Origin of the sequence: Barnesiella sp. An22, assembly GCF_002159975.1 — a bacterium.
Classification (GTDB): domain Bacteria; phylum Bacteroidota; class Bacteroidia; order Bacteroidales; family Barnesiellaceae; genus Barnesiella; species Barnesiella merdigallinarum.
Window position 1 is genome coordinate 202,508 of the sequence record NZ_NFJR01000001.1, and the last position, 13,857, is coordinate 216,364.

12 protein-coding genes are annotated in these 13,857 nt (G+C 50.3%); 8 read left to right on the forward strand and 4 right to left on the reverse strand.

What is annotated here, in order from left to right:
* The first annotated feature begins 53 nt into the window (after window positions 1-53).
* From B5F38_RS00910 to nhaA, 4 genes are all read left to right on the forward strand, one after another.
* Entirely contained in the window at window positions 54-470 is a 417-nt protein-coding gene (locus tag B5F38_RS00910; RefSeq protein WP_087407437.1) for a Fur family transcriptional regulator, read from the forward strand.
* A 37-nt stretch (window positions 471-507) separates the two neighbouring features.
* Window positions 508-1,056 carry an NADH peroxidase gene (locus tag B5F38_RS00915; RefSeq protein ID WP_087407438.1) on the forward strand — a complete coding sequence of 183 codons (549 nt, stop codon included), beginning with the start codon at window positions 508-510 and terminating at the stop codon, window positions 1,054-1,056.
* 179 nt (window positions 1,057-1,235) lie between these two features.
* Window positions 1,236-3,023 (forward strand): translation elongation factor 4, encoded by a 1,788-nt coding sequence (gene lepA, locus B5F38_RS00920; RefSeq protein WP_087407439.1) that lies wholly within the window; start codon window positions 1,236-1,238, stop codon window positions 3,021-3,023.
* 80 nt (window positions 3,024-3,103) lie between these two features.
* Window positions 3,104-4,453, forward strand: a complete 1,350-nt coding sequence (gene nhaA, locus B5F38_RS00925; protein WP_087407440.1) for a Na+/H+ antiporter NhaA — start codon at window positions 3,104-3,106, stop codon at window positions 4,451-4,453.
* Between the two features lie 19 nt (window positions 4,454-4,472).
* Here the strand turns inward: nhaA and B5F38_RS00930 are convergent, their stop codons facing one another.
* Both B5F38_RS00930 and B5F38_RS00935 read right to left on the reverse strand, forming a co-directional pair.
* Complete coding sequence (locus B5F38_RS00930; RefSeq protein ID WP_087407441.1) at window positions 4,473-5,720, reverse strand: ABC transporter permease; 1,248 nt, start codon at window positions 5,718-5,720, stop codon at window positions 4,473-4,475.
* On the reverse strand, window positions 5,713-6,921 hold the full coding sequence (locus B5F38_RS00935; RefSeq protein WP_087407442.1) for a pyridoxal phosphate-dependent aminotransferase: 1,209 nt from the start codon (window positions 6,919-6,921) through the stop codon (window positions 5,713-5,715). Before B5F38_RS00935 ends, B5F38_RS00930 begins: the two co-directional genes overlap by 8 nt.
* Window positions 6,922-7,341: 420 nt before the next feature.
* Between B5F38_RS00935 and B5F38_RS00940 the strand changes: the two genes are divergently transcribed.
* Both B5F38_RS00940 and smpB read left to right on the forward strand, forming a co-directional pair.
* Window positions 7,342-7,902, forward strand: a complete 561-nt coding sequence (locus B5F38_RS00940; RefSeq protein WP_087407443.1) for a hypothetical protein — start codon at window positions 7,342-7,344, stop codon at window positions 7,900-7,902.
* 24 nt (window positions 7,903-7,926) lie between these two features.
* On the forward strand, window positions 7,927-8,379 hold the full coding sequence (smpB, locus tag B5F38_RS00945; RefSeq protein ID WP_087407444.1) for an SsrA-binding protein SmpB: 453 nt from the start codon (window positions 7,927-7,929) through the stop codon (window positions 8,377-8,379).
* Here smpB and B5F38_RS00950 read toward each other — a convergent pair.
* Window positions 8,369-9,571, reverse strand: a complete 1,203-nt coding sequence (locus tag B5F38_RS00950; RefSeq protein WP_087407445.1) for a class I SAM-dependent methyltransferase — start codon at window positions 9,569-9,571, stop codon at window positions 8,369-8,371. The genes smpB and B5F38_RS00950 overlap by 11 nt on opposite strands.
* Before the next feature lie 312 nt (window positions 9,572-9,883).
* On the opposite strand from B5F38_RS00950, the gene B5F38_RS00960 reads away from it, so the two are divergent.
* Complete coding sequence (locus tag B5F38_RS00960; protein ID WP_087407447.1) at window positions 9,884-10,663, forward strand: dihydroorotate dehydrogenase electron transfer subunit; 780 nt, start codon at window positions 9,884-9,886, stop codon at window positions 10,661-10,663.
* Window positions 10,651-11,562 (forward strand): dihydroorotate dehydrogenase, encoded by a 912-nt coding sequence (locus B5F38_RS00965; protein WP_087407448.1) that lies wholly within the window; start codon window positions 10,651-10,653, stop codon window positions 11,560-11,562. Before B5F38_RS00960 ends, B5F38_RS00965 begins: the two co-directional genes overlap by 13 nt.
* A 156-nt stretch (window positions 11,563-11,718) precedes the next feature.
* On the opposite strand, the gene htpG is transcribed toward B5F38_RS00965, so the two are convergent.
* Complete coding sequence (gene htpG / locus B5F38_RS00970) at window positions 11,719-13,773, reverse strand: molecular chaperone HtpG (protein WP_087407449.1); 2,055 nt, start codon at window positions 13,771-13,773, stop codon at window positions 11,719-11,721.
* Window positions 13,774-13,857 lie beyond the last annotated feature (84 nt).

The window sequence follows — 13,857 nt, forward strand, 5'->3', positions numbered from 1 at the left end:
GAAATATAGTATTTTTGCGATTACAAAATTGTAATCATTACAAATAAAGAAAGATGAAAGAATCGGCTCAAAACAAACTACGTCGTTACAACATAAAGCCCTCGGTACAGCGCATGGCCGTGTTGGATTATCTGATGACTCATCATACACATCCGACGGCCGATACAATATTCAATGCTTTGTATCCGTCTATTCCCACACTGTCGAAGGCAACCGTTTACAACACGTTGAATTTGCTGACCGAACAAGGCGTCATTCAAATGATTACAATCGACGAAAAGAATGCCCGTTTCGATGCCCGTGAAACACCTCACTTGCATTTCAGGTGCAATGAATGCGGCGAAATATTCGATTTCGATTTGCCTCCTTTTGCGATGGATGCACTCAAGGAGTTCGAAGTTACCGACATTCAGATGTATTGCAAGGGCGTATGTCCGTCGTGCCAGAAAAAGAAAGAGAACATCAACTAATCAATAACACAGCATTAACAACTAAAAATAACCAATCATGAAAAAGTTTATTTGTACTGTATGCGGTTACGTATACGAAGGTGAAGAAGCTCCTGAATTTTGCCCCCAATGCCACCAACCCCGTTCGAAGTTCAAAGAACTGGTTGAGTCGGACAAACTCGATTTCGTAACCGAACACCATATTGGCGACGGTGTTGTAGAAGACGCCGAGGTTATGGAAGGTCTTAAAGCTCACTTCGCTGGCGAATGCACCGAAGTAGGTATGTACTTGGCTATGAGCCGTCAGGCCGATCGTGAAGGCTATCCCGAAATTGCCGAGGCTTTCAAACGCTACGCTTTCGAAGAGGCTGAACACGCTTCGAAATTTGCCGAATTGCTGGGTGAAGTAGTTTGGAACACCGAGAAGAACGTAAAAGCCCGTATGGAGGCTGAAAGCGGTGCTTGCGCCGACAAGATGCGTATCGCCAAACGTGCCAAAGAACTGGGTTACGATGCAATCCACGACACGGTACACGAAATGGCCAAAGACGAAGCTCGTCACGGCAAAGGCTTCGAAGGTCTGTACAACCGCTATTTCAAGAAATAAAAAATTGCCATTAGTTTACAGAGAGAGGGCGGCCCGAAAGAGTTGCCCTCTCTTTTTTGTCTGCTGTGTCGCAATAAAATACAGACCGACCGGAATGAAAAATATCTGAAACGATGTTTCGATATTTTATTCTCCACTCATCTTTTTGTATATTTGTCGCAATTATCAGACTAATCTCAATGAAGAATATACGCAACTTTTGTATCATAGCCCATATAGACCATGGTAAAAGTACCTTGGCCGACCGCTTGTTGGAGTACACCAAAACCATTGCCGAGAAAGACCTGCAAGACCAGGTACTCGACAATATGGATTTGGAGCGCGAACGCGGCATCACCATCAAGAGCCATGCCATACAGATGGAGTATCTCTACCAAGGTGAAAAATACATTTTGAACCTGATAGATACTCCAGGGCACGTCGATTTCTCGTACGAGGTTTCTCGCTCCATCGCCGCCTGCGAAGGAGCTCTACTCATTGTAGATGCTTCGCAAGGCATTCAGGCACAAACGATTTCGAACCTCTATATGGCTATCGAGCACGATTTGGAGATTATTCCGGTAATCAATAAAATCGACCTGGAGAGCGCCCGTCCCGACGAGGTGGAAGACCAGATTGTCGAGTTGCTGGGTTGCAAACGCGAAGAGATTATCCGGGCCAGCGGTAAGACGGGGCAGGGTGTCGAGGAGATTCTCGCCGCCATTATCGAGCGGGTAGAGCCGCCCAAGGGTGACGTAGATGCCCCGCTGCAGTGTCTTATCTTCGACTCGGTGTTTAACTCGTTCCGCGGAATTATCGCTTACTTCAAGATATGCAACGGCCGTATACGGACCGGCGACAAGGTGAAATTCGTAGCTACGGGCAAAGAGTATGAGGCCGACGAAATCGGGGTGCTCAAACTGGACATGGTGCCGCGCAACGAATTGCTGGCCGGCGATGTAGGCTATATCATTTCGGGTATCAAAACCTCGCGTGAGGTGAAGGTGGGCGACACCATTACCCACATAGACCGCCCGTGTGCGGCAGCAATCGACGGGTTCGAAGAGGTGAAGCCCATGGTCTTTGCCGGTGTTTATCCCATCGAGACCGAGGACTTCGAGAACCTGCGCTCGTCACTGGAGAAACTGCAGTTGAACGATGCTTCGCTTACGTTCCAGCCCGAGTCGTCGGCTGCGCTGGGCTTCGGATTCCGTTGCGGATTTCTGGGGCTGCTCCACATGGAGATTGTGCAGGAGCGTCTCGACCGTGAGTTCAATATGGACGTGATTACGACCGTGCCCAACGTATCGTACAAAGTCTATGACAAGAAGGGCGGAATGATCGAGGTTCACAACCCGTCGGGATTGCCCGACCCAACCTTGATCGACCACATCGAGGAGCCCTACATCCGGGCTTCGGTCATCACGGCTACCGACTACATAGGCCCCATTATGACCCTCTGCCTGGGCAAACGGGGCGAACTGGTAAAGCAGGAGTACATCTCGGGCAACCGGGTAGAAATCATCTACGACATGCCGCTGGGCGAAATCGTTATCGACTTCTACGACAAGCTGAAAAGTATATCGAAGGGGTATGCCTCGTTTGATTACCACATTCACGACTTCAGAGAGTCGAAGCTGGTGAAACTCGATATTCTGCTCAACGGAGAGTCGGTCGATGCCCTGTCGACCTTGACCCACGTAGACAATGCCGTCACCTTTGGCCGGCGCATGTGCGAGAAGTTGAAGGAGCTCATTCCGCGTCAGCAGTTCGAGATTGCCATCCAGGCCGCCATCGGTGCCAAGATTATCGCCCGCGAGACCATCAAGCCGGTACGCAAGGATGTAACGGCCAAATGTTACGGCGGCGATATAAGCCGTAAGCGCAAACTGTTGGAGAAACAGAAAAAAGGAAAGAAACGGATGAAGCAAATCGGTTCGGTCGAGGTGCCTCAAAAGGCTTTCCTGGCGGTGCTGAAACTCGACTAAGCGGGGTTATCCCTTTTTTGATTCCGAGGCAGAAAAACTGTAACGAGCTTTTTTTTGTTTAAACTACAAAAACAACCCATATGGACAGCTTGTATGCCATAAAGAAATCGATCAAGAACTACGCCAGCGGCGGTAACGTGTTGATCGTAGCTACGCTTTTGGCTTTTATCATAGCCAATTCTCCGCTCGCCAATCTCTATTTTTCGTGGTGGGCACAACCCATATCCCTTCAGGTGGGCGGGTTCAACCTCTTCAGTCACGGTGGCGAACCGATGACGGTCATGACATTCATTAACGATGCACTCATGGCCATCTTCTTTTTCTCTATCGGCCTCGAAATCAAACGCGAGGTGCTGGTGGGCGAGTTGACCTCTCTGAAGCAGGCCCTGCTGCCCATTGTCGCAGCTATCGGCGGTATGGTGGTACCGGTGCTGCTCTTCATGTATGTAGGGCGGGGGAGTGATTTCCTGCGGGGCAGTGCCATACCGATGGCTACCGATATAGCCTTTTCGCTGGGAGTACTGGCGATGCTGGGCAAGCGGGTACCCATAGCCCTGAAGATATTCCTCACTACGCTGGCGGTTGTCGACGACATAGGCGGCATTCTGGTGATTGCCTTCTTCTACTCGACACACATCGAGGTAACCTGTCTGCTCTATGCCGTGGGGGTATTCCTGGTGCTATGGATAGGCGGACGGGCCGGCGTAAACAGCAAACTCTTCTACTTTGCATTGGGCGGTGTCGTGTGGTTCCTGTTCCTCAATTCGGGCATTCACCCCACCATTGCGGGGGTATTGGTCGCCTTCTGTATTCCGGCCAAGCCGGTGTTGGCAACCTCGCACTTTATCTGCACGATACGCCAGGAGATTGCCAATTTCCCGCAAGAACAATTCGAAGACAGCGACCGCTCGATTATGCTCTCGAAAGAGCAAATCAACTGCCTGAAGAGCATCGAGTCGGCCTCGGATAAGGTCATCAGTCCGCTGCAGGATTTGGAAGATACGCTGCACCCCGTCATCAACTATCTTATCATTCCGCTCTTTGCCTTTGCCAATGCCGGCATTGTGCTCTCGGGTCTCGAGTTCTCCTCGCTCTTCTCGGGTATCAGTCTGGCTGTTTTCGTGGGTCTGTTGGTAGGAAAATTCCTGGGTATCTTCCTCTCGTCGTGGCTGGTCATCAAACTGAAAATCGTGCCGATGCCCACCCGCACCACCTGGAAGTCACTGGCAGCCGTATCGGTATTGGGTGGTATCGGATTCACCGTGTCGCTCTTCATCGCCAACCTCTCGTTTGGCGACATGGGGCCCGAAGGAGCTGCACTGCTCGAGCGGGCCAAACTGGGTATTGTAGCCGGTTCGTTGGCGGCAGGAATACTGGGATATATTTTCTTGAATATGACATTGCCCCGACAGGTAGAAGAGGAGGATTGACCCGACCGGGAAGCCGGGTTTACTCAAACTTGATGGACTTGGCCGGACGAATAAGCGAAACTAAATACGAGGGGGCAATCAGCATCAGCACCGAGATGGCCATACAGCCGATGTTCAGCCAGAGGATGTACCAGAAATTGAGTTCGATGGGCACATAAGGCACGTAGTAGGCCTCGGGGTTGAGTTTGATAATGTGGAACTGCTGTTGCAGGAAACACAAGGCCAGACCGATGACATTGCCCCAAATCATACCTTTCCCCACGAGGAAGGTCGAAACATAGAGGAATATCTCGCGTATCGAGGTATTGTTTGCGCCCAGCGCCTTGAGAATACCAATCATGTTGGCCCGCTCCAGAATGATAATCAGCAGGCCTGAAATCATGGTAAAGCCCGATACGGCAGCCATGAGAATGAGAATAATCCACACGTTCATGTCCAGCAGGTCGAGCCACCCGAAAAAGATAGGGTTCAGCGTGCGGATAGATTGCGGGTAGTAGTGGGTGCCGTAATCGTCGGGGCGGTCGATTAACTGCGTATATAGGTCGTAAGCGATATTGTCAGCCTGGTCGAAGTCGTTGACCAGTAACTCGATTTCGCTATACTGGTCGGGGGGCCAGCCGTTGAGCCGTTGCACCTGGCGCACATCGCCAATCATCAGCAGTTTATCATAGTCCGAGAAGTCGGTTTGATAGATACCCGACACCAGAAACCGGCGGGCCCGTACCTGATCTTGCACAAAATAACAGTAGATTTTATCGCCCACATGCAGGTTCATTTTGTCGGCGATAGTCTTGGAGACAATCACCTCGTTGGAGGTTGCCGAATCGGTTATGAGGGGTAGATTACCCTCAACCAGATATTTCTTGAAAAACGACCAGTCGTAGTCGGGCATCACCCCTTTCAGGACCACACCCATAAAGTCGCTGTCGGTCTTGATCATTCCCAGTTTCGTACCTACGGGCTCGACTTTGGCTACCCCTTCGTGAGCCATCAAAACCTGACGCAGGCTGTCGGTATATTGTACCGGCTGCTTTTCGTAGGTCGTATTGCTGTCGAACGAGGTTATCTGTATGTGAGAGCCGAAGCCTACCACCTTGTCGCGAATCTCCTGTTTGAAGCCAATGACAATCGCTACCGAGAGTATCATAACGGCCAAACCCAATGCAACCCCGGCCACGGCTACCCGTATGGCCGGAGGTGTTGCCTTCTTCCGATAGCTTTTGTCGAAATGAATGCGATTGGCAATATATAGTTTCCAGTTATTCATGTACGGCTACACGACCGGGATAGGCCTCCAATGCCTTTTTCAATACAATCAGGGCTTTGGCCAACTCTTCTTTTTCCAGTACATAGGCCATACGCACCTCGTTCTTTCCCAACCCGGGGGTAGTGTAGAAGCCCGAGGCCGGAGCCATGAATACCGTCTGGCCTTCATACTCGAATTCGGAGAGGCACCACTCACAGAACTTGTCGGCATCGTCGACCGGCAACTTGGCCACCGTGTAGAAGGCGCCCATGGGGATGGGAGAGTAGCAGCCTGGGATGCGGTTCAGACCGTCGATCAGGAACTTGCGACGCTCTACATACTCGTTGTACGTGGCAAGCATATAGCTCTCGGGGGCATCGATCGACGCCTCGGCAATGAGTTGACCGATAAGCGGTGGGCTGAGTCGTGCCTGACAGAACTTCATCACATTCTTCTTCAACTCCTTGTGACGGGTAATCAAGGCACCGATGCGGATACCGCACTCGCTGTACCGCTTCGATACCGAGTCGATAAGCACCACTTGCTCTTCGATACCTTCGAGGTGGAATGCCGAAATGTAGGGAGCTCCGGTGTAACAGAACTCACGATAGACCTCGTCGGAGAAGAGGAACAAGTCGTATTTCTTCACCAGGTCGCGTATCTGGTTCATCTCTTTTTGCGTATAGAGATAGCCCGTGGGATTGTTGGGGTTACAAATCAGTATCGCCTTGGTTTTCGGGGTAATGAGGGCTTCGAACTTTTCGACCGAAGGCAGCGCAAACCCTTCGTCGATCGAGGAGGGCAGAGTCTTGATAACCGCTCCGGCCGAGATGGCAAAGGCCATATAGTTGGCATAGGCCGGTTCGGGTACGATGATTTCGTCGCCCGGGTCGAGGCAGGCCATGAACGAGAACAATACCGCCTCGGACCCGCCGGTGGTGATGATAATATCGTCGGGGGTTACGTGTATGTTGAACTTGGCATAGTATTGAACCAGTTTCTCCCGCAAGCTCTTTATCCCTTCGCTGGGGCTATACTCCAGCGTGCGGCGGTCGATGTGCTTGAGCGCATCCAGACCGATTTGAGGGGTAGGGAGGTCGGGTTGACCAATGTTCAGGTGGTAAACTTTTATACCTCTTTCTTTCGCCTTATTGGCCAGAGGGACCAGTTTACGTATGGGTGAGGCCGGCATAATTTCACCTCGATGGGAAATAGTTGGCATATCTTCTTCTTTAATGTATAAATAGACTAAACTGAAATTTTTTGAAATGCAAAGATAAAAATTTTACTTTTCTATCCGTCCATAAAAAAGAGAGAATGTGCATGACAAGGGGTTAAATAGAACAAATATGACCATTTACAGAAAGTTATAGAGGGGCTGTCCCGTATCATCAGGATAAGAAAGCGCCCCTTTCGTTTGTCTCTACGCTCATCTTTCACTATCTTTGTAGAAGATAGGGGGTGATTCGGAATAAAAAATACCGAAACAAGTTTCGATATTTTATTCTCCGCTCACCTTTCGCTATCTTTGAATAAGATAGGAGTCGGTTCGGCAGAGTCAAAGTTGAAAACTGCGTTTTCCTTTGCCTCTACTCTCATCTTTCACTATCTTTGTTACACGAATCTGAATAAAGCGAGTTCTATGGATGAATTGAAACATCTCTTTTTGCTCCTGGTTTTTCCCGAAAAGACCTGGCAAAAGACAGACAAGGCACCTTGTGCTACACAGCTATTTCTGAATCAGTTTCTTTACCCGCTGATGGGGGTTACGGCTGTGGTCTGTTTTCTGGGATATTTCTTCCACGACATTTCGCTGTCGCGGGCTCTGCAACTGGCCATCATCGAATTTGTAAAATTTTTCGGGGGATTCTATGCGCTGGTGTATGTGATGAAAGTTTTATCGACGCACCTGTTGGAGGTGGTACAGCCCGAGTCGCGAATCAAACGATTCGTAGGGTACAACCTGGGGTTGTACATGTTGTTCGACATCTGCATTCTGGTGGTGCGCTACTTCTGCGAAGTACCGGCCATAGTCGATTTTCTGCCGCTGCTGCTGGCGTATGTCATTTGGAACAGTCAAAAATATATGGAAATACCCGAGCAAAAAAGCATCTTGTATGTGGTGACTACCACAGTGTTGTTTCTGGCTATCCCGATGGCCATACAGAAACTGCTCTACTTTTTCATGCCCGGTGTCATGTAACCATTAAAAGATGAAGATTAAACGATGAAACTACCACAAATAAATATTCGCAACAAACGGGCCTCTTTCGACTACGAGTTGCTCGATACGTTCAATGCCGGCATCGTATTGTCGGGGACCGAAATCAAATCGATCAGGCTGGGCAAAGCGGGGTTGAACGACTCTTTCTGCTACGTCAACAACGGCGAGGTATGGATTAAGAACATGTATATCGCCGAATATTTCTACGGCTCGTACAACAACCATTCGTCGCGCCGCGACCGCAAGTTGCTGCTCAACCGCAAGGAGATTGCGAAAATCGAACGGGCCTCGCGCGAGTCGGGTTTCTCCATCATTCCCACCCGGGTCTTCATCAACGACAAGGGGCTGGCCAAGGTGACCATAGCCATAGCCAAAGGGAAGAAAGAGTACGACAAGCGTGACTCGATTAAAGAGCGGGAAGACAAGCGGCAGATGGACCGCATGTTCAAGCATTGATAGCTTTACGGGTAATAATCAACACCTTTCGATTGTCGGCAAGTGTGGTGGCAAAGAGATAAAATTCGCTGCCGTCTTTGCACTTGAGTCGTTTTTGCAACTCGTTTGCCGTGAGCGGAAAGTTTCGCGTCGAGAGGTTGATGCGGGGATATTGTTTCCCAACCGTCTTCAAACTCTTGGCGTTGAAATCGATGACTTCGACCACCTCGAATTTCCGTCCCGGAAAATCGGGCAGGTAACAATCCGATGTATATAGATGGCTGTTTATTTGCACCTTGTCGACTCCATACGCAGCCGCTACCGATTTATAGGCCCCCGCTTTGAGAATAGACGAGTTGGGCTCGTACAGGTATCGGGCCACTGTATCGCAAGGGGCAGAGTGGGGAAGTTGCCTCTCTTCATCGAGACGGAAAGTGAACGTAGATTCCCGACCCGCAGCATCCATATCGACACAGTGAATCGTCGTGGCCATCTCTTGGGTTGAAGTATCTGAGTTTATGACCAGAAGCAGCTCCTTGCACTCGTTTCGTACCGATACGACATGTACCTCGCCGACCTCGGGCAAAAGCGTCAGAATAGCCGAAATATCAGCCATAGGCGAAACCTTCACGACAATACGTCGGCCATGGCGCAACAGTTGGGGCATCAGTGCCACCACATTAGGCTCGCATTCGTCGAGGGCAAAAATCCGTTTGTTGCCGCTTCCCCTCCGGGCTGGATCGATATAGAGCGTATCGAAACAGCGGTTACAATACTGTATGAAGTGGGTACTGTCATCCTCGACCACCGTGATGTTGTCGGCCCCCAGCCATTTGAAGTTGGAGCGGGCAGCCTGGCAATATTCGGCCATGCGCTCCACGTAAACGACCTGCGTGGCCTTTTGCGCCAGGTAACAGGTATCTATGCCCAAGCCTCCGGTCAGGTCGGCCAAATCGCCCGATTGGATGAGTCGTTGCTTATACCGGGCCGTCTGTTCGGAAGAGCATTGCTCGGTCGAGAGGAGTGAGGGAAATACCAGATTCGGGTTAGCTGCCCAGTCCGGCAATTTGTGGCGAATTTTTTTGCGGGCCTCGATTTGCAGAATGGCCCACGCCACATCGAAGTCGGCCTGTATATTCATCAGCCGCAACCGATTGGTATCGGCATCGGCATATTCGGAGATGAAATCTTGGATGGTTCGCTGGTATTTCATGGAGCAAAGATAGAAAAAACTCCTGCAAGTTTGGCTTTTTTGTTTCCACCTTTCCATATCCATATAGACGCTCGGCAAAGTCAAATGTCGAAAACTGTGCTTTCCATTTGTCTCTGCTCTCGCCTTTCACTATCTTTCCAGAAGAAAGGAGGCGGCTCGGCAGAGTCAAATGTCGAAAACTGTGCTTTCCATTTGTCTCTGCTCTCGCCTTTCACTATCTTTGCAAAGAAATGCAAAACAAGGTTGCGGATGCTTGCCGGCATGGTGTCAGGCAAGAGTCTCACCACCGGATTTTGCCAGTAAAACAGATTTATGAAAAAATACATTCTCGATTTTCGAATAGCCGAAAATGTACAGTTGCATGACAACTATGCACTCTTGAAATTGACACCTGCCAACGGGCAACCGTTGCCCCCCATGCTGCCGGGGCAGTTTGTCGAGGTGCGGGTCGATCGCTCTCCCGCCACCTTTTTGAGGCGTCCTATCTCCATCAATTTTGTCGATTATGACCGCAACGAGTTGTGGTTGCTCATCCGTAAAGCCGGTGAGGGAACCCGTACCCTGTGTGCTCTGCCGGCCGGCGAAACCTTGAACCTGGTTCTGCCGCTGGGTAATACCTTTACACCCCCCGAGAACCCGAACGAGAAGATTCTGCTCGTAGGTGGCGGTGTGGGTATAGCTCCTATGCTCTACTGGGGTAAATACCTGAAGGAAAAGGGTTATACGCCCCGGTTCCTGCTGGGTTTCCGCAGCGACAAAGACCTGCTGCAATACGAGCAGTTCAAGCAGTGGGGCGAAGTTTATCTATCGACCGAAGACGGTTCACTGGGTGAAAAAGGTTTCGTAACCCAGCACTCGGTGCTTGAGCAACCGTTCGACCGGCTCTATGTGTGTGGCCCCAAGCCCATGATGGTAGCCGTGGCCCGGTATGCCCGTGAGCGGAATATCTTTTGCGAGGTATCGCTCGAGAATACGATGGCATGCGGCGTGGGTGCCTGCCTCTGCTGTGTAGAAGACACGGTCGAAGGCCATGTGTGTGTATGTAAAGAAGGTCCTATCTTTAATATAGAAAAACTCAAATGGCAGATTTAAAAGTTAATATAGGTGCACTGTCCCTGAAAAATCCGGTGATGACCGCTTCGGGGACGTTTGGTTATGGCGAAGAGTTTGCCGATTTCATCGACCTGTCTCGTCTGGGCGGTATCATAGTCAAAGGTACCACGCTGCATCATCGCGAGGGCAATCCGTATCCCCGTATGGCCGAGACGCCTGCGGGTATGCTCAACGCCGTAGGTCTCCAGAACAAGGGCGTAGACTATTTCATCGAGCACATCTATCCCCGTATCCAGGAGATCGATACCCACTTTCTGGTGAATGTGTCGGGAGCCTCGGTCGAGGACTATGTGGCTACCGCCGAGAAGATTGCAGCCTTGGACCGTATCCCGGCCATCGAGTTGAATATCTCGTGCCCCAATGTAAAGGAGGGCGGAATGGCTTTCGGTACCTCGTGCCAGAGTGCGGCTGCCGTTGTGCGGGCCGTGCGGGCTGCCTACCCGAAGACACTGATCGTGAAACTGTCGCCCAACGTGACCGACATTACCGAAATAGCCCGAGCCGTCGAGGCCGAAGGGGCCGATGCCGTGTCGTTAATCAACACCTTGCTGGGTATGGCTATCGATGCGCAGCGGCGTCGCCCGGTACTCTCGACCGTCACTGGCGGACTGTCTGGAGCCTGTGTCAAACCCATTGCCCTGCGTATGGTTTGGCAGACCTATCATGCCGTGAAGATTCCTATTGTGGGGCTGGGGGGTATTATGAATGCCACCGATGCCATTGAATTCCTGTTGGCCGGAGCTTCGGCCATCGAGGTAGGTACCGCCAACTTCATAGACCCTCAGATTTCGGAGAAAATCGTCGACGGAATCGACGAATATCTCGAAAAAAATCATATCTCGTCGGTAAAAGAGTTGATAGGCGGACTTATTCTATAAGCTGTTTATTAACAGATAAATAAAAAATAGCGAATATAGATTGCAGTAATGCAGCAAATCTATATTCGCTATTTGAGTATTGCTTTATATGCTGGGTGAGAGGGTGATATAAAGTATTACTTCATATCTGTTCCCCTCACCGGCATCAACAAGTCATTAAAGAATCTCGACAGAGCGTTTGATGAAGTTGCTCAAAGCCTCGCCCTTCAGCATGTTGTTGGAAAGGAGAGCCAGGTCGACCAACTGACGAACCAGCGGGTTCTTGTCGGCATAGCTCTTCAGTACGTCCGACTCTTTGGCACGCAATTCCTTGGCCTTCTCTTCGGCACTTTTCAAAGCCTCTTTGTCGGCTACGGGTACCTCTTCGTCCTTCTTGTCTTTCTTGGCCTCTTGCAGACGGGTGATTTCGGCATTGATCGTGTTCAACTCGTCGAGTATCGGGGTCAACTGCTCTTTGCACGACGACTCGGTGTCGGCGATAATCCGTTGCGTCAAGGGGTGCTCGGTGTTGACAATGAGGTTGTAGCTGTCGGGCAGTTCGCCATAGATGGCCATACCCGGTTGTATGGCAGCCATATCCTTCATACGACGCATGAACTCGTTCTGCGTAATCACAATAGGTTGTGCCGTAGCACCTACGGGCTCGAACATAACCAGGAAGTCGCTCTTCTCGATGACAGGAATCTGCGATTTGAATACCGTAGTCATCACTTCGCGCTGTTGCTCATTGAGGGCAACCGACGACTTGTTGTCGCTCTTCTGAATCAATCGGTCTATCAAGTCGCTGTCGACCCGTACGAAACGACATTTACCCAACTTCTGCTCCAACATACCGATGAAGTGGGGGTCTAACTGACCGTTCATCAGCAACACATCGTAACCCTTCGCGGTAGCGGTCTCGATGTAGCTGTATTGGGCCTCCTTGTCGGTGGCATACAGGTAGATGAGTTGTCCGTCCTTGTCGGTCTGGTTGCCTTCAATCAGCGTCTTGTACTCGTCGAGGGTGTAGTATTTCTCTTCGGTATCTTTCAGCAGAACGAATTTCTGAGCCCGTTCGTAGAACTTCTCGTCCGAGAGCATACCGTACTCGATGAAGATCTTCAGGTCGTCCCATTTCTCTTCGAACTGTTTGCGGTCGCTGTTGAAAATCTCTTGCAAACGTTCGGCCACCTTCTTGGTGATGTAACCCGAAATCTTCTTCACATTCGAGTCGCTTTGCAGGTACGAACGCGATACGTTCAGCGGGATGTCGGGCGAGTCGATGACACCTTGCAGCAACATCAGGAAGTCGGGGACGATACCTTCGACCGAATCGGTTACAAATACCTGGTTGCAGTACAGCTGTATCTTATACCGGTTGATGTCGATGTTGTTCTTGATTTTCGGGAAGTAAAGAATACCCGTCAACTTGAAGGGGTAGTCGATATTCAGGTGAATCCAGAAGAGCGGTTCGTCGATGCCGGGATAGAGGTCGGAATAGAATTTCCTGTAATCCTCGTCGGTCAGGTCGGTCGGTTTGCGAGTCCAGGCCGGCTCCAAGTCGTTGATGACTTTGTCTTTGTCGGTATCGACATATTTGCCGTCTTTCCACTCTTGCTCTTTACCGAATACAACGGGTACGGGCAAGAAGCGGCAATACTTCTTCAGCAGCGTCTCGATGCGTTGCTCTTCGAGGAACTCCTTGTTCTCATCGTCGATATACAACACAATATCGGTACCGCGTTCGCTCTTGTCGATGTCGGTCATCTCGTAGGCAGGCGAACCGTCGCAGCTCCACATGACACCTTTTGCCCCCTCTTTATAGGACAAGGTGCGAATCTCGACCTTCTTCGAAACCATGAAGGAGGAGTAGAAGCCCAAGCCGAAGTGGCCGATGATGGCGTTGGCATCGTTTTTATATTTCTCCAGAAACTCTTCAGCACCCGAAAAGGCAATCTGGTTGATATATTTGTCTATCTCTTCGGCCGTCATGCCTATACCGTGGTCGGAGATGGTAAGCGTGCCGGCCTTCTTGTCGATCGAAACCGATACGTTCATCGCACCCAGCTCGCCTTTGAAGTCGCCAAAAGATGCCAGAGTCTTCAGTTTCTGCGTAGCATCGACGGCATTGGATACCAGCTCTCTCAAGAATATTTCGTGATCGCTGTACAAAAACTTTTTGATAACGGGGAAGATGTTGTCGGTTGTAACCCCGATAGTACCTTTTTGCATGGTTATATGTTTTTATTGTTACAATTTTCTACTCGAAATTTTTTCAAAAAAAATGCCAGACTCAAAAAGTCTGACATTTTGGCT

Excerpts from the sequence above, each read along its gene's own strand:
- B5F38_RS00930 (WP_087407441.1), bottom strand. The coding sequence starts at position 5,720 with ATGAATAACTGGAAACTATATATTGCCAATCGCATTCATTTCGACAAA.
- B5F38_RS00950 (WP_087407445.1), bottom strand. The coding sequence starts at position 9,571 with ATGAAATACCAGCGAACCATCCAAGATTTCATCTCCGAATATGCCGAT.
- B5F38_RS00960 (WP_087407447.1), top strand. The coding sequence starts at position 9,884 with ATGAAAAAATACATTCTCGATTTTCGAATAGCCGAAAATGTACAGTTG.
- smpB (WP_087407444.1), top strand. The coding sequence starts at position 7,927 with ATGAAACTACCACAAATAAATATTCGCAACAAACGGGCCTCTTTCGAC.
- htpG (WP_087407449.1), bottom strand. The coding sequence starts at position 13,773 with ATGCAAAAAGGTACTATCGGGGTTACAACCGACAACATCTTCCCCGTT.
- B5F38_RS00910 (WP_087407437.1), top strand. The coding sequence starts at position 54 with ATGAAAGAATCGGCTCAAAACAAACTACGTCGTTACAACATAAAGCCC.
- B5F38_RS00935 (WP_087407442.1), bottom strand. The coding sequence starts at position 6,921 with ATGCCAACTATTTCCCATCGAGGTGAAATTATGCCGGCCTCACCCATA.
- B5F38_RS00915 (WP_087407438.1), top strand. The coding sequence starts at position 508 with ATGAAAAAGTTTATTTGTACTGTATGCGGTTACGTATACGAAGGTGAA.
- B5F38_RS00965 (WP_087407448.1), top strand. The coding sequence starts at position 10,651 with ATGGCAGATTTAAAAGTTAATATAGGTGCACTGTCCCTGAAAAATCCG.
- B5F38_RS00940 (WP_087407443.1), top strand. The coding sequence starts at position 7,342 with ATGGATGAATTGAAACATCTCTTTTTGCTCCTGGTTTTTCCCGAAAAG.
- nhaA (WP_087407440.1), top strand. The coding sequence starts at position 3,104 with ATGGACAGCTTGTATGCCATAAAGAAATCGATCAAGAACTACGCCAGC.
- lepA (WP_087407439.1), top strand. The coding sequence starts at position 1,236 with ATGAAGAATATACGCAACTTTTGTATCATAGCCCATATAGACCATGGT.